The sequence below is a fragment of the Edaphobacter paludis genome (genome assembly GCF_039993895.1).
GTDB lineage: Bacteria > Acidobacteriota > Terriglobia > Terriglobales > Acidobacteriaceae > Edaphobacter > Edaphobacter paludis.
Genome location: NZ_CP121194.1, coordinates 2,600,672 through 2,625,747 on the forward strand (window position 1 = coordinate 2,600,672; position 25,076 = coordinate 2,625,747).

The following is a 25,076-nucleotide window of genomic DNA, read 5'->3' on the forward strand; positions in this document are numbered from 1 at the left end:
TAACACACCCAACTAGCCGGGTGCCCCATCTTCGCGCGGTTTCATCGCGCAAGGAGGGAGAAGATGCACAGGATTGGCCAGGTCGCCATGTAAACTTTTTGAGTGAATATTCTTTTTGTCGGGGACGTCTTCGGCTCCCCCGGCCGCCACATCGTCCGCGAACACCTGCCCCACGTCGTCGAAACCAACTCCGTTGATCTGCTCGTCATCAACGGCGAAAACGCTGCCGGAGGCTTCGGCATTACGCCTTCCATCGCCGAAGAGCTCTTCGACCTCGGCGCGCACGTGATCACCACCGGAAACCACATCTGGGATAAGAAGGAGATCTTCGAGTACATGGCTGTGCCAGCCGACTCGCACTCCCGCAACCGCCGCATCATACGTCCGGCCAACTACGCCGCGGCAACGCCCGGCTTCGGTGTCTATGAAGGCGAATTAGGGAACGGCCAAAGCTACGCCGTTCTGAACCTGCAGGGGCGCGTCTTCATGTCGTCCTGCGACGATCCCTTTCGCAAAGCCGACGAACTCCTCTCGAAGATCACCGCCAAGGTCATCCTGCTAGACCTCCATGCGGAGACCACGAGCGAAAAGGTAGCGATGGGCTGGTATCTCGATGGCCGCGTCACCGCCGTCCTTGGCACGCACACGCACATTCCCACAGCAGACGAACGCATCCTGCCTGGTGGCACCGCTTATCAAACTGATGTGGGTATGTCCGGCCCCTACGACTCCGTCATCGGCGTCGAGAAAGAACTCGTTCTCAACCGCTTTCTCACCGGAATGCCGGGCAAATTCGAAGCCGCAAAGGGAAACCCGAAGATGTGCGCCACCCTCATCGTGTGCGACGGAGCCACCGGACGGGCTCAACGCATTCAGCGCATCATGCTCGGAGAATAGAGCATGATGCGTTGGCGATGATGATTCAGAAGCAGGAGCTTACCGCGTCGATGGTGGAATCGTAGCAGCTACAGGAGCAGAGACTGGCTGAGTGCTGGCACTGGCGCGTTGAGCCAAGTTCAGGAAGTGTCCCGGCAGGATTCCGAGCACCAGCGTCGCCGCAGCGGCAAGAGTGAGCCCGATGCCGGCAGGAACGCTCAGAGTGCGGCCCTTGGCAGGCTGAGCGGTCTCTGTTACCGGGCGCGCGTAAAGGGCAACCAGGAGACGAAGGTAGTAGAAGCAGGCAACGCCGCTATTCAGAAGGCCGATGACCGCGAGCCAGACGTTGCTGGCGTGAATGGCAGCAGAGAAGACGTAGAACTTGCCGAAGAAGCCGCCGGTAAAGGGAATGCCAATCAGCGAGATCAGGAAGAGCGCGAGGAACGCTGCAAGGATCGGACGTCTGAGCCCGAGGCCGGTGTAATCGTCCGTCGTGCGGATCTGCTCGTTGTAACCGGTGACCTGGGTGATGACAGCGAAGGCCCCGACCTGCATGGCGGCGTAGGTCGCGGTGTAGAAGCAGGCAGCGGCGATGCCATCGGACTGAAATGCAGTGAAGGCGACGAGGATATATCCGGCGTGGGCGATGCTGGAGTAGGCCAGCATCCGCTTGACATCACGTTGAAGCAAAGCGCCGAGATTGCCGATGGTCATCGACAGCGCGGCGAGTATCCACATCAGAATGGCCCAGCGATGCTGCATCGGCCCAAAGGCGGAGAAAGTAATGCGCAGCAGGACGGCGAAGGCCGCAGCCTTGGGCGCGGTGGACATGAAGCCAACCACAGGTGACGGCGCTCCCTGATAGACATCGGGCGTCCAGACGTGGAACGGCGCGGCCGAGACCTTGAAGCCGAGGCCGATCAGGATCATCGCAAGCGCAAGGAAGGCGAGGCGCGGAGTGGTCGTCGTTGCAAGGCCCTGCGCGATTGCCGCGATGCTGGTGGAACCGGTAGCTCCGAAGGCCAGTGCAATGCCGTAAAGGAAGAAGGCAGTCGCAAAGGAGCCGAGCAGGAAGTACTTGATGGACGACTCGGCACCGGTTGCGTGGCCTTTGCGGAAGCCACACATGATGTAGGTCGCGATGGAGGAGATTTCGAGGCCGACGAAGATGACGAGCAGTTCAGTCGCGCAGGTCATCAGCATCATGCCGACGGCGCTGAACGCGACGAGAGCGAAGTATTCGCCGGAGTGGCGTGTGCTGCCTTCGAAGTAGTCCAGCGAGATGAGCAGTGTGACCAGAACAATGGCTGAGATCAGCAGATGGAAGAAGATGGAGAAGCTGTCGATCTGGATGGAGTTGGAGAAAGCAGTCAGAACGCCGAGATGAAGCTGGTACCAGCTTGCAACGCCAGCAGCAACCGTACCGAGAATAGCCAGCCAACCGAGCGGCTTGCGGCTCGCGGCAGGCGGCAGCAGAGGTTCGGCGAGCATGATAAGAACGCCGACGATGGTAAGGATGTACTCAGGCAGGAGAGCAATGATATTAGGGGACATTATTTGGCCTCCGTGTGGGCCGAGGCCGTCATGATTTGGACGTGGGGTGGGGTTTGCAGGGCCCGGGCTTCAGTGTTTGCCGAGGAAGACTGTGTGGCGGCAATGCGGGTCCCGGCGGCGTCGATGACGCGAAGCCAGATGGGAGAGGCTACTCCCATGACGAGGAAGAGGATGACCAGAGGCCACATCGCGAGATGCTCTCGGGCATCGAGGTCCCAACCCTTTACGTTTTCGGACTTGATGCCGAGGTTGCCGTAGAAGATGCGTTGGATCATCCAGAGCATATACGACGCGCTAAGGATGACGCCGGTGGTGGCAAGGACCGTCCATGCGGTGTGTTGCGCGATGGTGGACTGCATGGAGCCGGAGAGGATGAGGAACTCGCCGACAAAGCCATTGAGCATAGGCAGGCCCACGAGCGAGAGCGTGGTGATGACGAACATCGTCACCATCCAGGGCAGCTTGGCGGCAAGGCCGCCGTACTCGCGCATATCGTAGGTGCCGTAGCGCTCGTAGAGGATGCCGAGCAGCATGAAGAACGCGGCGCCGGAAAGACTCTCACTAAGGATATGGAAGATGCCGCCATCGAGACCGGAGATGGTGAAGCTGAAGACGCCAAGAATGATGAAGGCAAGCGCGCTGAGCGTGGCATATGCCGCGAGCCGTTTCAGGTCCTTCTGGACGAGGGCAAGCAACGCTCCGTAGACAATACCGATGGCCCCGAGCGCAAGCATCAGTGGGGCGATGCGGTGCGACTGCTCAGGGAAGATGCCGAAGGAGAAGCGCAGGATCGAGTACAGGCCCAGCTTTCCGGCGAGCACCATCACGGCAGCCGTCGGCGCTTCGGAGATGGCGTCGGAGAGCCAGCCATGTAGCGGGAAGACGGGGACTTTGACAGCGAAGGCGACCAGGAAGGCCAGCGAGCAGAGCCAGAGGGCCGCGGAGTTATTGGAGATGCTGTGCGTGGCGGCCAGTTGTGCAAGCTGCGGCAGATCGAACGTGCCGGTCTTGACGTAGAGCCAGAGGATGCCGACCAGCAGAATTGCGGAGGGGATGAAGGCGTAGAGGAAGAACTTGATCGCGGCGCGACGGCGGTTTTCGGTGCGGCCGAAGGTGGCGATCAGGATGGTCATGGGAATCAGCGAGAGTTCCCAGAAAGAGTAGTAGAGGAGCAGGTCAAGCGAAACAAAGACTCCGAGCATCGCCACCTGCTGGAGCAGGAAGAGAACATAGAAGGTCTTCTTGCGCGTATCGATAGTGCGCCACGAGACCAGCACGCCAAGCGGAGCGAGGAGGCCGGTGAGCACAACCAGCCACATCGACAGGCCATCGACACCAAGGTGGTAGCGGATAGCGGGAGAAGCAATCCACGGAACGTCCGTTGCAAACTGGAAGGTACCGGATGCGGCGCCGTAGTCGTAGTGGAACGGAAGGTGCAATGTAAGCAGGAAGGTGACGAGGGTGACGGCGAGGGCGCCCCACTGCATCAGCTTTCCCTTGTCCGGCAGCAGCGCGAGCAGGACCGCGCCAGCGAGCGGGACGAGGATGAGGATGGTCAGAATGGAGTGGTCTATGTTCATCGGGTTTATCGTTTCCTTTAGTGCACCCAGAGCGAGCGTCCGAAGATCATGACGACAAGGATGGCGGCAGCGCCGAGCGCAAGCCATCCGGCATAGGAGCGAATGTTACCGGATTGGACCCGGCGGGTAAGTGTGCTGAGGCCCCGGGTAGTAGCTCCAGCGAGAGCACCGGAGCCGTTGACCAGTCCAGTATCGACGAGGCCGCCCAAGATGAGGCGTGTGAACATAAGCAGCGGCGTGACGATGACGGCGCCGTAGATCTCGTCTACCCAATACTTGTTTTCAAGCAGTGAATAGATCGGCTTGACCTTGAGCGCGAGTGCAGCGGCGGTGCCGGGTTTTTTGTAATAGAAGAGCCACGCGAAGAAGAAGCCGATGGCCACCACAATCAGAGAGACAGCGGCCAGCGTAAGTTCGAGGCTGTGGCTTGCGGTGGTGGCGACTTCTGCGACGGCTCCGCTTCCGAAGACGGGATCGAGGAAGTTGCCGAACGCAACGTGTCCCCAGCCACCGACGAGGGAGAGAATGCCAAGGATCACCAGTGGAAGCAGCATGACCCATGGCGATTCGTGGACGCCGTGGGCGTGGGAATCATGGCTCTCGTGGCTGTGCGCATCGTGCGCGGCTTCTTCAAATCGTTCTTCGCCGAAGAAGGTCTTGAACCAGAGGCGGAACATGTAGAAGGACGTCATGCCTGCCGTGACGAGGCCGACGAGCCACAGCAGCTTGGCGATGGGATTATCCGAGATAAAGGTCTGATAGAGAATCTCGTCCTTCGAGAAGAAACCCGCGAATGGCCAGATTCCGGCGATGGCGAAGACGCCCGAGGTCATGGTCCAGAAGGTGATGGGGATGCGCTTGCGCAATCCACCCATGTTGCGCATGTCCTGTTCACCCGAGAGAGCGTGGATGACGGACCCGGCGGCGAGGAAGAGCAGCGCCTTAAAGAAGGCGTGCGTGAGCAGGTGGAAGATTCCGGCGGCGTAGGCTCCGACTCCGCAGGCGAGGAACATGTAGCCGAGTTGCGAGACGGTGGAGTAGGCGAGAACGCGTTTGATATCGTGCTGCACCATGCCGATGGAGGCGGCTACGATCGCGGTGGCCGCACCGATGATGGCTACTACAATCAGCGCCGTGGCCGAGCGATCAAACAGCGTATGGCAGCGAGCGACCATGTAGATGCCTGCCGTGACCATCGTCGCGGCATGGATGAGGGCGGAGACAGGGGTGGGGCCTTCCATCGCGTCGGGTAGCCAGATGTAGAGAGGGATCTGCGCGGACTTTCCGGTGGCTCCAACTACAAGCAGAAGTGCGATAGCGGTCAGGAAGCCGCCATGCCACTCGGGATGCTGCGTGATGGTACTGAAGATATCGGTGAAGTTGAGGTTGCCGAAGTGGGCGACCAGAAGAAACATCGCAAGCAGAAAGCCGAAGTCACCGATGCGGTTGACGATGAAAGCTTTTTTACCAGCGTCTGAGGCAGAGTCTTTCTTGAAGTAGAAGCCGATGAGCAGGTACGAGGCAAGGCCTACGCCCTCCCATCCGACGAAGAGCAGGAGGAAGCTGCTGGCCAGCACGAGGACGGACATGAAGAACATGAAGAGGTTGAGGTAGGCGAAGAAGCGCCAGTACCCCTCTTCGTGCGCCATGTATCCAGCAGAGTAGAGGTGGATGAGGAAGCCGACACCGGTGACAACGCCGAGCATGATCAGCGTCAGGTGGTCGACGGTGAAGTCAAAGTTGACCTGAAAGCCTGAGATCGCTATCCACGGACGACTGACGGCATGGATCGCCTCTGGAGCATTGGTGGCAGTCATGACCGACCACAGCCAAGCAACGATGCCGGCAGGAATGGCGGTGAAGAACAACGCGACAGCAGTGACGGCAGCGCGGGGCAGCTTGCGGCCAAGCGTCCCATTGATAAGGAAGCCAACAAAGGGTAGCAGCGGGATCAGCCAGAGGTAATAGGCAGGCGTCATGGAGGTCTGAGGGCTCATAGTTTCATCAGGTCGATCTGGTCGACGTTCAGCGTCTGGCGGGTACGGAAGATGGCGATGATGATTGCAAGGCCAACGGCGGCTTCGGCGGCTGCAACGACCATCACGAAGAAGACGAAGATCTGGCCGTTGATCTGGTGCCAATGGTGCGCGAAGGCGACGAAGGTAAGGTTGACGGCGTTGAGCATCAGCTCAATCGACATAAAGATAGTGATGATGTTGCGCTTGATGAGAAAAGACCCGACGCCGATGGAGAACAAAATGGCGGCGAGAACAAGATAATAGGCGGTGGGAACCATTAATTACTCCTTGCAAGTACTGCCCAATATGCAGAATTCACGAGTAGGGCAACGAGGATGATGGTCAGAGTAAGACGATGCATATGTTCCCGCGAAGCATGAAGGTCGACAAATATCCAGACAGCTGTTGCCGAGCCTGCGATAACCGCACTGCCTGCCAAGCGTTTCTTCTGATAGTCCGTCATTATTGCTCCTCCTTGCGCGCGAGAACGACGGCGCCGAGGATGGCGACGAGGATGAGGATAGAAGTCACTTCGAATGGAAGAAGCTGTTTGGTAAAGAGGACCTGGCTGATCTGTGCGATATTGTCGATGCCGCTGTCGAGATGGCCGCCGATATTGGCGAAGCCAAGCGCCTTGTGCTCCGACAGGAAGACGAAGCTGAGCAGGCAGAAGATGGCGGCAGCTCCAGGGAATCCGGCGAAATACGCTGCACGGCTGCCGGTGGTCTGTTCTTCTTCGCCCGCATTGAGCAGCATGATGACAAAGACGAAGAGCACCATGATGGCGCCGGAGTAGACGATGACCTGCGCGGCAGCGAGAAACTCTGCCCCCAGCGACCAATAAAGGACGGCGAGTGACATCATCACGACGACGAGCGACAGAGCGCTATTAATGGGGTGACGTTGCAGCAGGAGATTGAGCGCTCCCGCTACGGCCAGCGCGCCAAAGATTATGAAAAGTGCCAGTTGCATGATGAACCGCTCAAGTCTTTCCTGAATCGCTTGAAACAGAGCAGAAGTTTTGTGGCTATCTGCCGATTGTAAAGCAGCCCGGCGGTGAAGCTAACCGTGCAGCGCGAGAACGAGACTGGTGATGATGATGTTGGCCATCGCCAGAGGAAGTAGAAATTTCCAGCCAAAACTCATGAGCTGGTCGTAACGAAAACGGGGCAGCGTACCACGGACCCAGATGTAGAGCAGAAGGAACGCGAACACCTTGGCGACGAACCAGAGAACCGGAAGGATGGCCTGAACGATCGCTCCCCCAAAAACCGGAATGAGATGGCCGAAGGGGCTGGATGCGCCGCCGAAGAACATCAGCGTGGCGACGCAGCTTACGGTAATCATGTTGGCGTACTCGGCCATGAAGAACATAGCGAACTTCATGGAGCTGTACTCGGTGTGATACCCGGCAACCAGCTCGGATTCGGCCTCGGGGAGGTCGAATGGCGTGCGGTTGGTTTCGGCGTATGCAGCCATGAGGTAGATGAAGAAGGCAACGAATTGGAAGCCGCCGAAGAAGTTCCACGAGAGAAGACCGTGAGCTGATTGGCTGTCGACGATGGTGCGCAGGTTGAGCGACTGGGCACGAAGCACCACACCGACTAAAGATAAGCCGAGGGCGAGTTCGTAGCTGATCATTTGCGAGGTGGCACGGAGGCTGCCAAGCAGAGAAAACTTATTGTTGGACGACCAGCCCGAGAGCGCGATGCCGTAGACACCGATGGAGGTGATGCCGAGGATAACCAGCAACCCGATGTTGATATCGGAGATGTCGAACATATCGACGCCCTGAATGCGGTGAGCGGCTCCGAAGGGGACGACTGCTATAGACACCAAAGCGCAGGAGAGCGCGATGATTGGCGCAAGGATGAAGAGAGGACGCTCGGCTGCGAAGGGCAGCAAGTCTTCTTTGAGGAAGAGCTTGATGCCATCGGCGAGAGGTTGCAGAAGACCGAAAGGGCCGACGCGGGAGGGCCCCCAGCGGTTCTGCATATGGCCGAGGACCTTGCGCTCCAGCAGCACCGTGTAGGCCACCGCCGTCAACGTAATAACGAGGACGACGACGATCTTAAGGATGCTGAGCAGCAAAAATGTCTGGAACGGTGATAGATGGCTCACGGTGTCGGGTTGCGCTCCTAGTCGGCGGCTTGAATTTGGATGAAAGCGCCAGGGCGCTTCTCGTTCTGCTGCAGGTCGTTGAGCATGGCGGAGTATCGGCCAAGCGTGCCGGAGGTAAAGAGTGTGTCGTTCGCGGGCAGGACCAGGTCACGTCGGTTGCCTATCTGGACAAGCCCAGAAACGGCGGGCTGCAGGTGCTGGTCGTTGCCAGAGAGAAGTTGGAGACGCAACAAATTGTAGCCGGGAACAAGACGCTGGATCTCGTCGAGAATGGCGTAAGAATCGAAAGGGCTAAGCTTCGGCTCGAGATTGTTCGCCGTCAGCCATACCGCGTGACGATCAGCTTCGCCGGACTGTGCCCCACGCGATTGGCCCATGTCGGCGCGCAGTCCTTTGCCAAATGGAACGAGTTTGCGCATGTCCGCGCCCATCTTGTCGGCAATGCGAACGATCATCTCGAAGTCGCTGCGAACACCGGCACGGTCGCCGGCTTTTTTGACCTGCTGAAGATCGCCGTAGCTGTTGGTGACGGAGCCGGACTTCTCGTAGAGATTCGCAGCGGGCAGGATGACGTCGGCCAGCGCGGCAGTCTCGGTGAGGAACATCTCCTGCACAACGACGAAGGTGTTCTTGAGCGAAGCGGGATCGATGCTGTAGCGAGCTACCGGGTTTGAGTTGACGATATAGAGCGCGGAGAGATCGCCGCGTCCAGCTGCATCGAAGATCTCGATCATGTCCAGGCCGGGTTTCGCAGGAGCGTTGTACTCTGCGAAGGCGCTGTCGCCGGAGACTGGGGTGTAGCCGGGTAGCATATCGGGCAGAAGGCCCATATCGGCGGCGCCGCGCGAGTTGGCGTAGTCGGCGAGCAGCGCGAACTTTGCTCCGGGAACAGTAAGCCCGAAGTCGATGAGCTTCTTCAGCTCTGCGCCCCGTAGTTCCGAACCGATGAGGATGAGGAGGTTCTCTTCCGCCTTGACAGCGTCGCGGAATGTGCCGAGCGCATTGGTATCGGAGACAGCGCTGGAACCAGCCGCATTATCGCCGGCGAGATAGCTGGCCACCGCACCGTACCCAAACGGAGCGAGATGGACGAAAGCCTTAGCCTGACGGCGAAGCTTGATCTCGGCGGAGTTGATGACATACAGCCGTGCCCGGTTATTGCGGACGTTGGTGCGAATATTCCATGCCGTTCCCGGTGCCTGATTCGTTGGGTCGCCGCCTACAAGCAGAATTGCCGGGGCCGTGAGCGTGTCGCGCAGAGACGCTGTACGGTCTCCGTTTCCGGCGAGCGCTTGCGCGAAGGCCACATAGTCTGCCGTGCGGTGGTGATCGATGTTATTGGTGCCAACTACGGTGCGGGCAAACTTTTGCAGCAGGTAAGCCTCTTCGTTCGTCAGGCGGTTGCCGCCGATGACGCCGATGCTCTTGCCGCCGCGCGTATCCCGAAGTTCACGGAAGCGCTTGCCGACATGGTCGAGTGCCTCTTCCCAGCTAACAGGCTTGAGTTCCCCGTTTGCCTGGCGAACCAGCGGCTGTGTGATGCGGTCGTCATTGTTGGCGAAGTCGAAGGCATAGCGGCCCTTGTTGCAGAGAAAGTCGCCGTTGATACCGCTCTTGTCGCGGTTGTCGCCGCGCACAATCTCGGAGCCGTCGGAGGTAGAGCGAACGCCAAGCGTGGTCTTGCAGCCATCACCGCAGTGCGTGCAGGTCGTGGCGACGTGATTCATCTCCCACGGACGCGTCTTGTAGCGATAGGTTCCGCTGGTGAGCGCGCCGACGGGGCAGGCGTCGATGCACATGCCGCACTGTTCGCAATCGACGTGAGCAAGGTCGTCGGGCGACATATGCGCGGGAACGTTGGGCGCGATGACGGAGGAGCTGCCGCGATTCTGAATGCCGAGAGCAAAGACATCCATGCCCTCGCCACACATGCGGACACAGCGATAGCAGAGGATGCAGCGCGGGCGGTCGAAGTACACAACCGGAGACCACTTCTGCTCCTCGCGATGGTTCTTGGGCTCGGCGTAGAAGCTGTCCGCCGCACCGTACTTGAAAGTCATGTCCTGCAACTCGCACTCGCCACCGGCGTCACAGACCGGACAGTCGAGTGGATGATTGCCGAGCAGCAGTTGCAGCGTGGCCTTGCGGGCCTGGGCGATCTCTGGGGTCTCAGTGGCGACGACCATTCCCTCGGCTACGGGAGTAGTGCAGGCGGTCTGGAGCTTGGGCATCTTTTCGATGCGGACGACACACATGCGGCAGGCTGCCTGAAGCGACAGGCCAGGATAGTAGCAGAAGGCAGGAATCTCGATGCCGGCGGACTTGCAAGCATCGATCAGCAACGTCCCCGCGGGTGCGGTGAGTTTTTTGCCGTCTACGGTAAAGGTTACGTCTGCCATCTTCAATTCCTCTGCTTTGACTTCTCAATCAAAATCTTCTGATCTGCGCTCCGATGAGAGCGAACCATCATTATTCTTAGAACTCCAACCAAAAGTACAATCGCTACGATTACCCATATCAATTGGGGTAATCGCCTGTTCAATGTCCTGCTCCCACCAGTTGCTGCACGGTGATGAGGGGGGTTCCGGCCTTGTGGCCCTCGATATAGTCTTCAAACTCTTTGCGGAACTTCTTCACGAAGCCCAGCGTAGGCATGGCTGCCGCGTCACCAAGTGGGCAGAACGTCCGGCCCATCATGTTTTCGGCGAGGTACTGGACGTTATCGACGTCCTTCTTGCTGCCGCCGCCTTCATAGACGCGCGTGAGTGTCTTCTTGATCCAGTCCGTGCCTTCCCGGCAGGGGATGCACCAGCCGCAGGACTCGTGCTGGTAAAAGGCTATGGTGCGCAGGGCGAACTCGACGATGGAGACAGTCTCGTCGAGCACGACGATGCCGCCAGACCCAAGCATGGTTCCAGCCTTGGCCATCTGGTCGAAGTCGAGGCCAACGTCGATCTCGTCGGCGGTGAGCACAGGGCAGCTTGAGCCGCCGGGAACAACGGCCTTGAGGTTCTTGCCGTCCTTGATGCCGCCCGCAACCTCGTAAATGGCCTTCTTCAGGTTGTAGCCCATGGGAAGCTCGTAGACGCCTGGACGCTCCACATGGCCACTGATGCCGAAGAGGCGTGTACCGCCGTTACGTTCCGTGCCAAGCTTGGCGTAAGCCTCGCCGCCCATCAGAAGAATGTGCGGAGCGTTGGCAATCGTCTCAGCATTGTTGATAACGGTTGGGCCACCGTAGAGGCCGACGACCGCAGGAAACGGCGGCTTGATGCGAGGTACGCCGCGTTTGCCTTCGAGCGACTCCATCAGCGCGGACTCTTCACCAACTTCGTAGGCGCCCGCACCGGTCTGGGTAATGATGTCGAAGTCGACCCCGGTGCCGAAGATGTTCTTGCCGAGGAAGCCTCTGGCGTAGGCGTCGGCGACGGCCTTTTCGACGATCTTGAGGAGGTAGCGGTACTCACCGCGTAGATAAATGAAGCCGAGCTTCGAGCCGATGGCAAGGCCGGCGATCATCGTGCCTTCGATGACGGCGTGAGGATCGTGCAGGAAGAGAACGTGGTCCTTGCAGGTGCCGGGCTCGGACTCGTCGCCGTTGACCAGGACGTATTTGGGCTTCTCCGACTGCTTGGGGACAAAGGACCACTTGAGACCCGTAGGAAAGCCTGCTCCGCCGCGACCACGCAGGCCCGACGCCTTCATGGTGTTGATGATCCACTCAGGCCCCTCAGCAATGGCTTGCTGAACAGCCTTGTAGCCGTCGAGTTCGATGTACTTATCAATATTGGCTGCGCCCATACCAAAGCGGCGGGAGATTACTTTGACTTCATCGGGATGGCCGACGAGGGTAGGCATTATTTGATGTCCTTTCCCTGGCCTGCGCGATAGTTTTCGAGGATCTCGTCGACCTTGATGGTGGTGAGATTGTCGTGGAAGTCGTAGTTGACCTGCATGGCAGGCGCCCAACAGCAGGCTCCAATGCACTCGACCTCTTCAAGCGAGAAGGCGCCGTCGGGTGTGACCTGTTTGTGGCCGATGCCGAGCTTTGATTTGCAGTGGTCGAGAATCTCGTAGCCACCGCGCAGCATGCAGGAGATATTGGTGCAGACCTGAACGTTGTACTTGCCTGCGGGCTTGGTGCGCAGCATCGAGTAGTAGCTGAGGACGTTGCGAACATCCAGTTCGAGCAGACCGATGCGCTGGGCAATCTCAGCGACGACGGCATCTGAGATGTAGCCGACCTCGTCCTGCGCGTAGAGGAGCATGGGAACGAGGGCCGAGCGGCGCAACGGATAGATAGTCACGAGGTGGTCGAAACGCGCTGCCAGCTCCGGAGAAAAGATCGTGTTAGCTACTGTGCTCATTCGTAAGATCCTGGGTTGCAAGGTGAAGCAGATTCCTTGGCTGCGTTACGGAATGACAACAAAAAATCATTCACTTTGCATCATCTCCCTTGCCAGCCTTTCGGCGGTAAGGTCCATCTCTTCGGTTACTTCACCGACCGTGGCGGTTCCATCATGGTTCAGGTGGAACGGCACCGTGCGGTTGTTGTCTTCGATCATCTCGCTGGGCGTAAAACGTAGCCAGCGTGTGCCGACGCGAAGCAGGATGAGGTCATTCCCGACTTCAACGACTGCCTGGTGGCGGCTGTTCAGCCCGTGGGCCGCTCCATAGCTCCTGATCAGCGATGCGAACGATGTCCAGAGTTCCCTGTCGATGCGTTCGTTGGTCAAACCTAACCTCAGTACAAAAAACTCTGCTGAAATGCTTTCTTATCGGTCAATCTCTCCAAGAACGATGTCGATGGAGCCAATGACAGCAACAACATCGGCGAGCAGGCGGCCTTTGCACATCGTCTCCAGCGCCTGCAGCGTTGCATACGACGGGTTGCGCATGTGGACGCGGTACGGTTTGGCGGTGCCGTCCGAGACGACGTAGTACCCCATCTCGCCGCGTGGCGATTCGACGGCCTGATATACCTCGCCAGCGGGAACACCGAAGCCCTCGGTAACGATCTTGAAGTGATGGATGAGCGCTTCCATCTGCGTCTTCATCTGTTCGCGGTCGGGCAGGATGATCTTGGGCGCGTCGGCAACGATGCGGCCTTCGGGAAGGCCATCGAGCGCCTGTTGGCAGATCTTGACCGACTCGCGCATCTCGTCCATGCGGACGACGTAACGAGCCCATACATCGCCATCATTCGAGACCGGAACGTTGAACTTGAACTTCTCGTAGCCGCTATAAGGCATGTCGCGGCGCAGATCCCAATCGACACCACTGGCGCGCAGCGGTGGCCCAGTGACGCCAAGCGCGATGGCATCCTCCGCAGAAAGATAGCCGATGCCCTTGAGGCGCCCCATCCAGATGGGATTGCCGGTCAGCAAATTTTCATATTGCTTTATCCGGTCTGGCATGATGTTCAGGAACTCCTGAACCTGCTTGTAGAAGTCGAGCGGTGGTTCCAGGCTGACGCCGCCGATACGGAAGTAGCTGGTCATCATACGCTGGCCCGCTACATTCTCGAAGATGCGGAGAATGTCTTCGCGCTCGCGGAAGCAATAAAGGAAGACAGTGAGCGCGCCAATATCCATGGCGTGGGTGCCTAGCCAGACCAGGTGTGACTGGATGCGTGTCAGTTCATTCAGCAGAACGCGCAGATACTGGGCACGCTCCGGAATTTCGAGACCAAGTAGCTTCTCTACCGCAAGGCAGTAGGCAAGGTTATTGGTCATCGGACAGAGATAGTCGATGCGGTCGGTCAGCGGCACGACCTGCTGGTAGAACTTCGCCTCGCATGTCTTCTCGATACCGGTGTGCAGATAGCCGATGTCGGGAGCAAGCGAGACGACGGACTCACCATCGATCTCAAGCACCAGACGAAGCACGCCGTGCGTCGAAGGATGCTGCGGCCCCATGTTGATGACCATGGTCTGGTCCTGCGGAGGAGGCACGCCTTGATGGCGTTCTGTATCGGCGACAACGTCTTCGACGCCGGGGTTCAGCATGTCGGGAGCGGCAATAGGAGACATTAGCGGTAGCCCTCCACGGGATAGTCCTTGCGCAGCGGATGTCCCTGCCAGTCTTCGGGCATCATGATGCGGCGGAGGTTGGGGTGGCCGCTGAAGCGGACGCCGAAGAGGTCGAAGACTTCACGCTCGTAGAAGTTGGCCGATGGCCAGACACCGACGATGCTGTCGATCACTGCATCATCCTCGCTGAGCCGCGCGACCAGTCGAACACGCGCCTTCAGCGACATCGAGAGGATGTGATACGTGATCTGAAAGCGTGGCTCAGAGGGGTACCAATCAACAGCGGTGACATCTTCGAGGAAGGTATAGCCCGCCTGCTTGACTGCTTCGCCGGCAGCGACGATGTTCTCTCTCGCGACTGTAATCGTCATCTCACCGCGATCAAACTTGGCGTTGGTTGCTATGCCCGAGAGCGCCTTGACGGCAGCATTGTCGGCATGGGCCTCAAAAACGGCTTGAGTGCCATTCAGTACGGCGTCCATTAGAGATCTCCCTTGTCGTTTGACCAGTCCAGAATGCCCTTTTTCCAGACGTAGAAGAGGCCGACGCCGACGAAGCCGAGGTACACCAGCATCTCGTAGAAGCCGAACATGCGCGAACCGGTGATCGCCGGAAGCCGCCGGAAGATAACCGCCCAGGGAAGCATGAAGACCGCCTCCACATCGAACAGGATGAAGAGCATCGCGACCATGTAGAAGCGGACCGAGAAACGTCCGCGCGCGTCGCCGATGGGATCCATACCGCACTCGTAGGCTCCGGCCTTGGTGCGTGAATTTTTATGTTTGCCGATGAGGAATGAGACCCCAACCATGCCGCAGGCGACACCAAGCGCAACCAGTATCTGCAGCACCAAGGGAAGATAATTCCATATGTAGGGGTAACTTTGCATGGCCATCTTCGACTCTAAGATTGCGACGGTCAAGTGTCAAGTTATTGACGGTATTCGGCTGTGAATTAGAGCAGCATTTTATAGGCGTTGATGAGCTTTTCACCGTAAAGCGCGGCAATCAATCCGCCGATCGCAAGGAAGCTGCCAAAGGCGAGTTTCGACGTCGCTCCAGCCTTGCCCCGAGCAAGCAGAACGATAGCATAAATGCTCGCAATCAGCAGGCCCGCAAATAACGCAAGCGCAGAGGACCAGAAACCGAGGAAAGCAGCCAGCAGACCGAAGAGCTTGACGTCGCCAAGCCCCATGCCTTCGCGATGGCGCAGCACTTGATACAACCAGCGGATGAGCAGCAGAATGGCAATGGCTGCGCAGACCGACAGGAGCCACTCGCCCAGCAGCCTCTCCGGCCCGGTGAGAAAGACGTTCCCCTGACCTGCAGAACTTCCCGGGCTGCTGATCTGAATCTGCTGATTTTTGAGGATGACGTCGTCCTCATTCGGAGCTAGAAAGATAGCCCGCGTGCAGGTGAGAAAGAATGAAACAGCGATGCCGCCGAGAGTGAAGATATCTGGCAGCAACTGCGTCTGCCAGTCCATCACCATTAGCCCAATCAGCAGAAAGCCGAGCAACGCGATACCGACGTGCACAATGACGTCCGACACCAGATCATGCGACCTTGAGAAATAAAGCAGCGTATAAATCGCCGCTGCCTGCGCCATGAACCATAGCCCAAGGCCAATCTCGACCAGAGGATAGTGCAACGCAATGGAGTCTTTGCAGTGGCGGCAGCGACCTCGCAGCAGCAGCCAGCTAATCACCGGAATATTGTCGTACCAGGGGATCGCCGCTCCGCAATCCGGACAGCGCGAACCCGGATGGACAACCGATTCGCCCTGTGGAAGGCGTGCAATGCAGACGTTCAGGAAGCTGCCAAAGATCAGGCCAAGGGCGAATCCCACAGCCTCGTACGCGATAAGTGGAGTCACTTTTGAAGTATACGGCGAGCTTAAAAATCCACATGCATCCGCAACGCTGACACCAGCGTTGGGCCGCGATCCTTGTTGTAGCCGGGATGCGCGATGAATTGCGTATCCACCGCGTAGTAAACGCCGCGCCATGCATGAAGGTTGTAATACCCCTCCACGATGTCCTCGCGCGCGTAGTTCAGATTGCTATCTCCAAGCAGGAAGCCCAGACCGCCGAGGCGAAGGTAGTTCTGGTGATCGCGCTTGATGGCGTTGCTCACAAAAGTGAGGCCTAGCTTGTCGTTGGGCCGCGCCCAGCTTCTGCCGGAGTAGTCGCCGCCAAACTCGACCGTCTGATCGACTTCGGTGTAGGCGAACGACTCATGCTGGCCTTCGTTCCAACCGAAGCGCACAAAGATGCGTAGATTCTCGGTCAACTCCTGCTCTGCATTCAATCCAAATCCGTACTTCACCGCGCCGTATCTCTCGTGCCGGGTGATCGCGGGCGTTTTTTCCGTCCCGTCAAGATACGCCTTCACCGCATCGCGATAGAGGCCCATGTGCGCGTGGTTCACGAAGCTCAACACACGGACGACACCCTTGCGGTCCGGGGCCACCAGTCCGCCGAGCAGCGGCTTGCGCAGTTCAAACTCCATATTTTGCCCGCTCGCACGGCGCAGGTTCCAGTCGAGGTCGATGCCGTTAGCGACGGTTGGCATCAGCGCAAGGCCATAGCGCGCAGACCAGTCTTTGTCGTCGTACTCAGCCACGGCGGCGTAGGTATAGCCGCGTGTATCGGCTGCGTAGTCCCACGCGCCGTTGTTGTCTACGGTCCAGTTCAGGAACTGCAGATGACTATCCGTCCCGATATTGTTCATGTCGAAATAATCGGGAAGGCTCATCTTGCCGACGCGGAACTCCAGCCTGCGCTCGGGAACCTGTGTCGCCAACGCGAACGGCGTCCGTTCGGCATCGGTCATCTTGCTGCTCAGTCCGATGGTCTGGTGAAGCTGAACGCGCGCGATGTATGGCACCGGCCCGAGGTTTGGGTTGCGCACAACGTCGAGGTTGGTGAACCCGGCTAGCCCGAGCGCTTCGCTGTCGCCGCGTCCGCCGGATGACTCGACGTCAAAAATCGCGTCGGTATTGCTCTTTGGACTCTTCCGGAGTTGCGCCCCCAGAAAGAGCGTCCCCAGAAGCGATGTCTTATATTCGCCCCGGCTGAGAAAGCTGTTGGTCCCCTCATACGGCGAGTGAAATGGGCCATGCCCTTGAAGGATGATGTTCGCTTGACCCGAGATCAGGTAGCGCGATTTTTCCGAATGAGGAAAGAGGGTTGGCGCTCCCGCTGGGGCTGGCGTCACATCGCGTTGCGGAGTGGGATCGGACGATAGCAGCGTGGCCGCCTGCTGCGCCACGACTTTATGCGCAGGGAGGGTCAACAACAGTAGCAATCCCTGCAGCACATATTTCAAAGTGGAGTTATGCGCCATCGAAGTTCGATATTCAGCCTTGCCTGTGAACGGAGTGCTAATTGCCATGCAAAGCGTCTTCTTTCCTGTCCGAAGTGCGTCTTCTCTCGATGAGAGCTTGCCGAAAGCGGCGCGACACGGATAGTATACCCCCATACGGTATTATTCGGGAGCTACAAGATGACTGAAGTATCAAGAGAGCGGACAAAGTTGTTGAATCGTGTCAAGCGCATACGCGGTCAGATGGACGCTGTGGAACGAACGTTGCTGGGCGACGAAAACTGCGCGGACGTCTTGATGCTGCTTGCCGCTGCCCGCGGAGGAATCAACGGCCTGATGGCCGAGGTGTTGGAAGATCACATTCGCCTTCATCTTCTGCAGGATGGGCGTGCTCCACTCACGCCCGACCTGGGAGAAGAGTTGATTGATCTGGTCCGTGCTTATTTGAAGTAGTTTGGGTGAAGAGGGGCTGCTCGACTAGCGAGATTTGGCTCCGACGGCGACCAGTCCGACGCCGGCAATCAAGGCGATCGTGCTCAGGATCGGCGAAATGGGAATAGTCTGCTTTTGCTGATGCGAGATTTGAAGCGGCCCCATGTCCACATCTTTTTTTGTGTGAGTGAAGCTGACCCCGCCAACCGCAAAGCCGATAATGCCGAGGAGGATGAGAAGAATTCCTACAATGGTTGCAGCCTTCATGCGTAACTACCTTTCACTACAAATATTTGGCGACCTACTCTCTGATGCCCCCATTCCAGTCACCAGATGCATGGGTGCTTCGACTTGATTCTGTTTGGCATCAAGGAGTAGCCTAAATCTACACGGGAAAGGAGGATGATCCAGCCTATGAAAATTGACTGTAATAGTTGCACCAACGTACGTGAGGTGACTGAGGCTTAGAGCGTCCTTTGCTCTAGTCCTGGCGTTTGCAGTAACCAGCAGTTCCGCCGAGGCCCAATGTCCGAGTTAGGGGACGCCTCAAGTCAAACTCAACAGATCACCGCCAGACGGCCCGCTGCTCTCTTCAGAGTGCGGGCCGTTTGTCTTTCATTCGGGCCACAGATTTAGAATAGGGATATGAACCCCCTTGTCATCGCTGGCAGAGCTTTTCAGTCACGTCTTATCGTCGGTACCGGAAAATACAAAGATGGCGCGGAGACCCAGGCGGCTATTGAGGCATCAGGCGCCGAGATGGTGACGGTTGCGGTACGCCGCGTCAACCTCGACCGTTCAACGGAATCGCTGCTGGACTTCATCGATCCACGGCGCTACTTTCTGCTCCCCAATACCGCTGGCTGTTACACCGCAGACGAAGCCATCCGCGCTGCTCGTCTCGGGCGCGAGGTAGGACTGTCGGACTGGGTCAAGATCGAGGTCATCGGCGACCAGCAGACGCTCTATCCGGATATTCAGGCGACACTGGAGGCGACGCGGGTTCTAGTGAAGGAAGGCTTCACCGTGCTCCCCTATGCATCTGATGACATTGTTTTTGCCAAGCGCCTGATTGATGCTGGCGCGGCTGCGGTAATGCCTCTGGGCGCTCCCATTGGCAGCGGGTTGGGATTGCAGAATACCGCTAACCTGCGCATTCTGAGGGAGCTGATTACCGAGGTTCCGCTGATCGTCGATGCCGGCGTTGGCACTGCATCGGATGCCACGGTTGCCATGGAGTTAGGATTCGATGGAGTGCTGATGAATACAGCTATCGCGCAAGCAAAAGATCCTCTGCTGATGGCCGAAGCGATGCAACACGCTGTGCTCGCCGGACGGCAGGCATTTCTCGCTGGGCGCATGCCGCGCAAGCTGTACGCCACAGCAAGTTCGCCGCTGGAAGGTATCTCCCGCTAATTCCTAAAACACTATTCGGCAGATTCTCCGTGGGGCTGGTCCGCGGTGAATTGCTGCTTTTTGACCTGGGGGCGAAGAAGCGGGAAGAGGATGACGTCGCGGATGGACTTTGACCCGGTGAGGATCATGGTCAGGCGGTCGATGCCGATGCCTTCGCCCCCGGTGGGGGGCAAGCCGTAGCCGAGTGCACGGACGTAGTCCTCGTCCATGGCGTGGGCTTCGTCGTCGCCTCGTTCTTTTTCGAGAAGCTGCTGCTCGAAGCGGCGGCGCTGGTCTTCGGGATCGTTCAGCTCACTAAAGGCATTGCCAACCTCGAAGCCGCCGATGTAAAACTCGAAGCGTTCGACCCAGTCGGGCTCATCGGGCTTTTGCTTGGAGAGGGGCGAGACGGCTAGCGGGAAGTCATAGATGATGGTGGGCTGAATAAGGTGTTCTTCAGCGACAGTTTCGAAGATGTTGGCGATAGTTTTGCCGACAGGGTCTTTGGGGCTGTAGTCGATGCGGATCTTTGCATCGCGGAGTTGATGAACAAGCGCGGCTACGGAGTCATGTGAGGTGAAGGCGCTCGACTCTGGCTTCTTCCCTGCTGCCTTGGGCCAGAACTCTCTAATGGCTTCGCGCATGGAGAGCTTTTTCCACTTGCTGAGATCGATCTCTACGCCGTTGAAGTTGGTGAGGGTGTGGCCATTTACCTCCTGCGCTACGAAGATAATGAGTTCTTCGGTCAGGCGCATGAGGTCGTGGTAGTTGGCGTAGGCTTGGTAGAACTCCAGCATAGTGAACTCGGGATTGTGCTGGGTGCTGATGCCCTCGTTGCGGAAGTTGCGGTTGATCTCGTAGACGCGGTCGAGGCCACCGACTACGAGGCGCTTGAGGTATAGCTCCGGCGCGATACGCAAGGAGAGGTCGAGGTCGAGCGCGTTGTGATGGGTGCGGAAGGGCTTGGCCGCGGCTCCTCCGGCGATTGTGTGCATCATCGGGGTTTCGACTTCGAGGTAGCCGCGCTCGTCAAAGAAGGTGCGCAGTGCGCGGAGGATGGCGGCCCGTTTGACGAAGACTTCGCGGACGTTGCGGGTTTCGGGTTCGGTAGTCTCCGGATTTTCCGCGGAGTTTTGCGGTGCTTCACCCGGTTGGGCGACAGAGGCACCTGCATTTGCAGCCTGCTTGGCGCTGTAGCCGGTGTTCATGAAGAGATCGACGTAGCGCTGGCGGTAGCGTAGTTCGGTGTCTTCGAGGCCATGATACTTGTCGGGCAGGGCGAGCAGGGCCTTGGCGAGGAAGGTGAGTTTTGAGACATGTACGGTGAGTTCGCCGGTCCGGGTGCGAAAGAGATGGCCGTGGGCGCCGATGTGGTCGCCGAGGTCGAGCAGCTTGTAGAGGGCAAAGGCGGTCTCGCCGACATCGTCCTTGCGGACGTAGATCTGAAGGCGCTGGCCGCCCTGTTGAAGCTGCGCGAAGCCTGCCTTGCCCTGGACGCGGATGGCCATGATGCGACCGGCGACGCTGACTTCGATGGGGACAGGGGTGGATTCGAGCTGCACGGCGGTCTGGTCGTCGTAGGCGGCGCGCAGTTCGGGAATGGTGTGCGTAGCAGAGTAAGAGTTGGGATAGGTGGCGTGGCCGAGGTCGGCGATCTGAGCGAGCTTGTCACGACGAAGGGCGTAGAGATTTTTTTCGAACTCGGACTCGAACACAGGTTTTCCTCTGAGACAAATGGGTTTGAAGTTTCAGTATAGCGGCGATGAGGAGCTTAGATGGGGCCGAAGGCAGCGAGCAGGAATGAACAGCAGCAAGGGAGAGGACGGGTATAGTGCGGGCTTCTCCTTTGCGGGACAGCTACCGCATGGAGCTCCTATGTCTTTGGCGCACATGCATGATGTAATGGTTGGCTATGGCGGATAACCAGACAGGAAACGGCAAAGGCGGCGGAGGCAAAGGCCCGCTGGGCGACCTGGTAAAGGCCGAATCGATGATTCAACTGGCGATTGCGCTTCCGGCTGGATGCCTGATCGGCTGGCTGATCGGGTCGTGGCTGGATAGGCACTTTCACCAAAGCTGGATCTCGATTGCAGGCATTGTGCTGGGCGCAGTGGCGGGATTTATACAAATCTTCACGACGGCTTCGCGCTTTTTGAAGAACGACAAATAGGTGAGGACGATTTTGTGAAGGCAATCGATAGCTATACGGACGCGGACTTCAAGCGAACGATCTGGAGCGCGCTGCGGCTGCTGACGATCGTTACGGTGGTCGCGACTCCACTGGTGTGGTGGAAGGCAGGTTGGCCGAGCGCGGCGTTGCTGGTGGTGGGCGCGGTTATCTCGGGGTCGGGGCTGTTTGAGTGGCTGAGGCTTATGTCGGCGGTGATGGTGAGGATGGACGGCGGCCAGACGGCACGGCCGATGGCGATGGTATTGGTGGGATTCTTCCTCCGATTAGGGGTCGCGGTGGTGCTGCTGTATGTTAGCCTGAAGTATCTGAATGGTTCGGTCTATGCGCTCGCTGCGGGCCTTGCGCTGGGAGTGTTTGCACTCGCGGTGGAGGGGTTGAGGCTTATGAAGGCGTGGACGGTGTAGACAGGCAGTTCGGAGCTGTATCTGGAACGTGAATTACCTGCAAAAGCAAAAAAATCTACTTATTTTTCTATATGCCGACACAGACATTGCTAACTAAATTCCTCAACGCGCACTTTGCCGTCCCTGTCGATTCGCTGCTTCATGCGTTGCATATTAAGCCACAGTATCCTGCTGCGCCGATCACGAACGCGTTCGCGATGGAACTGCTCGTCTTCGTTGTGCTGGTGGCCTACTTTATCCTGGTCAGGCTGACGCTGAGTGTCGAGAAGCCCGCTGCCATCCAGCACCTCGCCGAGATGACGCATGAGTTCGTGTCGGAGCAGGGCGATCAGATCATCGGACATGGCTCGGAGCGGTTTACCGGCTATCTGACGGTACTGCTGCTCTTTATCCTACTCTGCAACCTGCTGGGGCTGATTCCGGGGCTGGAGTCGCCTACGGCGAACGTCGTGGTGCCGCTAGGGTTTGCGCTGGTCACGTTTGTTTACTATCACTATCACGGTATCCGGGCGCATGGCTTTGCTTACATCAAGCAATTCCTGGGGCCCGTCTGGTGGCTGTATCCGCTGCTGTTACCGATCGAAATCATCTCCCATTTTGCCCGTATTCTTTCGCTGACGGTACGTTTATACGCCAACATGTTTGCCGGCGATCTGCTGTCATTAGCGTTCTTCTCGCTGGTGCCGATTGGCGTTCCTCTGGTGTTTCTGGGTCTGCACCTTGGCGTGGCCGTGGTTCAGGCTTATGTATTCTTCCTGCTTGCGGCGATCTATCTGTCGCTAGCGGTCGCGCAGGATCACTAATTTTGAGTTTGCCGCGAAGGGCCTCCCTCTTCGCGGCAGCAACAACGCCGCATAGCGTGAGGGTGCCAGCACGGTGAGCATCAACCACCCACTGGCGGCGTATCTGACGGGAGACAGGAGTAACACAATGCAGAAACTGCAATATCTGTTTATGTCGTTGGCCGCGCTGCTGCTTGCAACGCCGGCTTTTGCGCAGGAAGCTGCTGCCGCCAGCCCGGCTGCACAGTGGGTTCCGCTCGCTGCTGGTCTGGGCATGGCATTGGCTGCTGGCCTTTGCGGTCTGGGTCAGGGCAAGGCGACGGCGTCGGCCACCGAGGCCTTGGCGCGTAACCCAGGTGCTCGTCCTGGAATCTTCATCTTCTTGATTCTCGGTCTGGCGTTCATCGAGTCGCTCGCACTGTTCACGTTCGTCATCATCTTCCTGAAAGTCAAAGCGTAAGCTTTAAGGTCCGGATTATGGCGAAGCCTCCGCGAAGCGGAGGCTTCGCCGTTTTGGCGAGCCAGATAACGGGCTACGTAGGCCCATAATATTTCCGGAATCAGATTGCGCCCACAAAGGAAACGACGTTATCCGGTGGCTCGAAGATCGTGAGCCGAATGCAACTGTCACCCCCAACACATTTATGGCTGTCGAATCCCAAAGTAGGCCGAAAGGTGTCTGCTCTACTTTCGACGACGGCCCTCAACAAGCGCTTCCATTCTTCGCCATCCAGAACTAACTGCACCCAACGCAAAAAGAGGCAACCCGAAGGCTGCCTCTTCTGCTCAACAACAACTTCCCTTCTAGCGTTTCCGTGTTGCAGCGTGGTGATGGACCGGCGCTGCTGCCTTTTTCGGCTCGACGATTGCCGCATCGCTCATCACAATCATCACTGGACCGACGGCGGCAGGTGCCGCAGCAGGTGCAGGAGTCGCAGCAGGCGCGGGCGCGGTTGTCGTAGCAGGAGCCGCTTCAGCTGGTGCCGGTGTGGTTGCAGCAGCAGGTGCAGCACCCGGCGCTGGCGTTGCAGCCGCACCGCCAGGCGTAACACCGCCCACCGTGTACGAAGCATACGTGCCTGAGAGCGTCACCTTGGTTCCAGGAGCAGGAACCGTCTTCAAGGGCTCCTTCATGTTGAAGGTAAAGTCCGCCGTCTTCGACGTGACTGCATCGTCAGAGACCGAGGCCTGAATGGAAGTATCCGTCGCCGCAACTACCGTGACGTCCGGAAGTTGAACCGACTTGCCCTTGATCGTATCCCAAACCTTTGCGGCATCTTCAGGCTTGCCGTTTTGCAGGATGAACTCCTTGTCGCTGATTGCCAGCGTCGAGAGATCGGGGGTACTGGCGATCACCTGTGCCACGATGTCCGCAGGCGATGGCGCGGGCTTGATGGAAGCAGCCCAGGTTGGAGGCGGGAAGAGATTAGACTGGACAGCCGTCGTGACGGCATCATAACCGTCGGCGTTGCCGTGGTATTTCTTGTAGCAATAGGTCGCTACCTTCAAGAACTCCGTCTTGTATGGTTCCGGAGCAAAGGCCGCTGCGCGCGAGGTGAACCAAGTGCAGTTCAGATAGTCGGGCGGGGTGGACTGATAGTACGCGAGGCCCAACTGGTAGGTATCCTGCAGAACCGGTCCAGGAGTTGTGGTCGCAGCAGGGGGGGCTGCCTTCAACTCTTCGGTGTAGTTCGTGATCGCCGTCTTCATATCCTTCTTGTTGGCAGCGTCTTCTGCGATTGCGCCATACAGGCCCGGAGTTACACCGGTCTTCACTTTCTGAAAGTCCGCCTCGCTCATATCCGCAGGCTTGGCGGCGGCCAGTGCCTTTTGCGCAAAACCAGCAGATGCGTCAAGCGCTGTCTGCTTCGCCGCGGGATCTGTCGCCTTGTCCGCATCTTGCCTACGGAAATAACTCTCGAAAAACAAGGCCACCAGATTATCCGGCTGCACCTGCAGCAGACGGTCTGCGGTGCTGAGGGTCTTCGCGGGATCGAACGCGCTATACGTCTGCATCAGCGTCTGCAAGGTAGCAGCCTTGACTGCCGACTGCGGGTAAGTCGTCAGATAAGTCTCTAGCGCTGCAGCTTTTGTCTGGGGCGTCGTCTGCGAGATTGCATCGTTATAAGCCTTATATTCGGCCGGGGACATTTGGACCCCGCCACTGGATTGCGCGCTGGCACCGGAATTGTCCGGGGCCTGCGCAACCATAGTTTGCCCACCAAGTGCGATGCTAGCAACTGCCAGGAGAGACGCAACGACTACCTTCTTCATTCCCATGCTCCTCGATAAATCTTTAGATAAGACTTTTGTCTGTAACAATCCCGATGTTCCGGTCAAGTCTATACAACATAACCCACAACAT

The 25,076-nt window shown here is 58.2% G+C and carries 25 protein-coding genes; 7 read left to right on the forward strand and 18 right to left on the reverse strand.

The features are described 5' to 3' along the window. Positions 1–102: 102 nt before the first annotated feature. Positions 103–897, forward strand: a complete 795-nt coding sequence (locus tag P4G45_RS10790; protein WP_348266486.1) for a TIGR00282 family metallophosphoesterase — start codon at positions 103–105, stop codon at positions 895–897. 39 nt (positions 898–936) lie between these two features. Here P4G45_RS10790 and P4G45_RS10795 read toward each other — a convergent pair whose 3' ends face one another. The 15 genes from P4G45_RS10795 to P4G45_RS10865 form a co-directional block, all read right to left on the reverse strand. Further along, entirely contained in the window at positions 937–2,430 is a 1,494-nt protein-coding gene (locus tag P4G45_RS10795) for an NADH-quinone oxidoreductase subunit N (RefSeq protein ID WP_348266487.1), read from the reverse strand. Continuing rightward, positions 2,430–4,010 carry an NADH-quinone oxidoreductase subunit M gene (locus P4G45_RS10800; RefSeq protein WP_348266488.1) on the reverse strand — a complete coding sequence of 527 codons (1,581 nt, stop codon included), beginning with the start codon at positions 4,008–4,010 and terminating at the stop codon, positions 2,430–2,432. Before P4G45_RS10800 ends, P4G45_RS10795 begins: the two co-directional genes overlap by 1 nt. A 17-nt stretch (positions 4,011–4,027) precedes the next feature. Next, positions 4,028–6,007, reverse strand: a complete 1,980-nt coding sequence (gene nuoL, locus P4G45_RS10805) for an NADH-quinone oxidoreductase subunit L (protein ID WP_348266489.1) — start codon at positions 6,005–6,007, stop codon at positions 4,028–4,030. Next, complete coding sequence (gene nuoK / locus P4G45_RS10810; RefSeq protein WP_348266490.1) at positions 6,004–6,306, reverse strand: NADH-quinone oxidoreductase subunit NuoK; 303 nt, start codon at positions 6,304–6,306, stop codon at positions 6,004–6,006. Before nuoK ends, nuoL begins: the two co-directional genes overlap by 4 nt. A gap of 184 nt (positions 6,307–6,490) precedes the next feature. Further along, positions 6,491–7,000, reverse strand: a complete 510-nt coding sequence (locus P4G45_RS10815; RefSeq protein WP_348266491.1) for an NADH-quinone oxidoreductase subunit J — start codon at positions 6,998–7,000, stop codon at positions 6,491–6,493. A 90-nt stretch (positions 7,001–7,090) separates the two neighbouring features. Then, a complete protein-coding gene (gene nuoH / locus P4G45_RS10820; RefSeq protein WP_348266492.1) occupies positions 7,091–8,149 on the reverse strand; it encodes an NADH-quinone oxidoreductase subunit NuoH in 1,059 nt (352 codons plus the stop codon). Between the two features lie 17 nt (positions 8,150–8,166). After that, complete coding sequence (locus P4G45_RS10825) at positions 8,167–10,548, reverse strand: molybdopterin-dependent oxidoreductase (protein WP_348266493.1); 2,382 nt, start codon at positions 10,546–10,548, stop codon at positions 8,167–8,169. A gap of 139 nt (positions 10,549–10,687) precedes the next feature. Then, positions 10,688–12,007 (reverse strand): NADH-quinone oxidoreductase subunit NuoF, encoded by a 1,320-nt coding sequence (nuoF, locus tag P4G45_RS10830; RefSeq protein ID WP_348266494.1) that lies wholly within the window; start codon positions 12,005–12,007, stop codon positions 10,688–10,690. Beyond that, a complete protein-coding gene (locus P4G45_RS10835; RefSeq protein ID WP_348266495.1) occupies positions 12,007–12,516 on the reverse strand; it encodes an NAD(P)H-dependent oxidoreductase subunit E in 510 nt (169 codons plus the stop codon). Before P4G45_RS10835 ends, nuoF begins: the two co-directional genes overlap by 1 nt. A 66-nt stretch (positions 12,517–12,582) precedes the next feature. Beyond that, positions 12,583–12,885, reverse strand: coding sequence for a transcriptional regulator (locus P4G45_RS10840; RefSeq protein ID WP_348266496.1), 303 nt, complete (start codon positions 12,883–12,885; stop codon positions 12,583–12,585). Between the two features lie 39 nt (positions 12,886–12,924). After that, on the reverse strand, positions 12,925–14,181 hold the full coding sequence (nuoD, locus tag P4G45_RS10845) for an NADH dehydrogenase (quinone) subunit D (RefSeq protein ID WP_348266497.1): 1,257 nt from the start codon (positions 14,179–14,181) through the stop codon (positions 12,925–12,927). Continuing rightward, positions 14,181–14,663: an NADH-quinone oxidoreductase subunit C gene (locus P4G45_RS10850; protein ID WP_348266498.1), complete on the reverse strand. Its 483-nt coding sequence runs from the start codon at positions 14,661–14,663 to the stop codon at positions 14,181–14,183. Before P4G45_RS10850 ends, nuoD begins: the two co-directional genes overlap by 1 nt. Continuing rightward, on the reverse strand, positions 14,663–15,070 hold the full coding sequence (locus P4G45_RS10855) for an NADH-quinone oxidoreductase subunit A (protein WP_348266499.1): 408 nt from the start codon (positions 15,068–15,070) through the stop codon (positions 14,663–14,665). Before P4G45_RS10855 ends, P4G45_RS10850 begins: the two co-directional genes overlap by 1 nt. 65 nt (positions 15,071–15,135) lie before the next feature. Continuing rightward, positions 15,136–16,056, reverse strand: a complete 921-nt coding sequence (locus P4G45_RS10860) for a prepilin peptidase (RefSeq protein ID WP_348266500.1) — start codon at positions 16,054–16,056, stop codon at positions 15,136–15,138. A gap of 20 nt (positions 16,057–16,076) precedes the next feature. Next, a complete protein-coding gene (locus P4G45_RS10865; RefSeq protein WP_348266501.1) occupies positions 16,077–17,576 on the reverse strand; it encodes a carbohydrate porin in 1,500 nt (499 codons plus the stop codon). Between the two features lie 111 nt (positions 17,577–17,687). Between P4G45_RS10865 and P4G45_RS10870 the strand changes: the two genes are divergently transcribed. Next, on the forward strand, positions 17,688–17,960 hold the full coding sequence (locus tag P4G45_RS10870) for a metal/formaldehyde-sensitive transcriptional repressor (protein WP_348266502.1): 273 nt from the start codon (positions 17,688–17,690) through the stop codon (positions 17,958–17,960). 24 nt (positions 17,961–17,984) lie between these two features. On the opposite strand, the gene P4G45_RS10875 is transcribed toward P4G45_RS10870, so the two are convergent. Next, positions 17,985–18,206 (reverse strand): DUF3185 domain-containing protein, encoded by a 222-nt coding sequence (locus P4G45_RS10875; protein ID WP_348266503.1) that lies wholly within the window; start codon positions 18,204–18,206, stop codon positions 17,985–17,987. Between the two features lie 378 nt (positions 18,207–18,584). On the opposite strand from P4G45_RS10875, the gene P4G45_RS10880 reads away from it, so the two are divergent. Continuing rightward, a complete protein-coding gene (locus P4G45_RS10880) occupies positions 18,585–19,355 on the forward strand; it encodes a thiazole synthase (RefSeq protein WP_348266504.1) in 771 nt (256 codons plus the stop codon). A gap of 11 nt (positions 19,356–19,366) precedes the next feature. Here the strand turns inward: P4G45_RS10880 and lysS are convergent, their stop codons facing one another. Then, positions 19,367–21,049, reverse strand: a complete 1,683-nt coding sequence (gene lysS, locus P4G45_RS10885) for a lysine--tRNA ligase (protein WP_348266505.1) — start codon at positions 21,047–21,049, stop codon at positions 19,367–19,369. 197 nt (positions 21,050–21,246) lie between these two features. Between lysS and P4G45_RS10890 the strand changes: the two genes are divergently transcribed. The 4 genes from P4G45_RS10890 (at position 21,247) to P4G45_RS10905 (ending at position 23,171) form a co-directional block, all read left to right on the forward strand. Further along, positions 21,247–21,504: an AtpZ/AtpI family protein gene (locus P4G45_RS10890; RefSeq protein ID WP_348269250.1), complete on the forward strand. Its 258-nt coding sequence runs from the start codon at positions 21,247–21,249 to the stop codon at positions 21,502–21,504. A 14-nt stretch (positions 21,505–21,518) separates the two neighbouring features. Continuing rightward, the gene (locus P4G45_RS10895) at positions 21,519–21,929 is read left to right on the forward strand and encodes a hypothetical protein (protein ID WP_348266506.1); all 411 of its coding nucleotides are present in this window, start codon (positions 21,519–21,521) and stop codon (positions 21,927–21,929) included. A gap of 71 nt (positions 21,930–22,000) precedes the next feature. Further along, a complete protein-coding gene (atpB, locus tag P4G45_RS10900) occupies positions 22,001–22,732 on the forward strand; it encodes a F0F1 ATP synthase subunit A (RefSeq protein WP_348266507.1) in 732 nt (243 codons plus the stop codon). A gap of 127 nt (positions 22,733–22,859) precedes the next feature. Continuing rightward, positions 22,860–23,171: an ATP synthase F0 subunit C gene (locus P4G45_RS10905; protein ID WP_348266508.1), complete on the forward strand. Its 312-nt coding sequence runs from the start codon at positions 22,860–22,862 to the stop codon at positions 23,169–23,171. Between the two features lie 344 nt (positions 23,172–23,515). On the opposite strand, the gene P4G45_RS10910 is transcribed toward P4G45_RS10905, so the two are convergent. After that, positions 23,516–24,985, reverse strand: coding sequence for a hypothetical protein (locus tag P4G45_RS10910; RefSeq protein ID WP_348266509.1), 1,470 nt, complete (start codon positions 24,983–24,985; stop codon positions 23,516–23,518). Between the last annotated feature and the right edge of the window lie 91 nt (positions 24,986–25,076).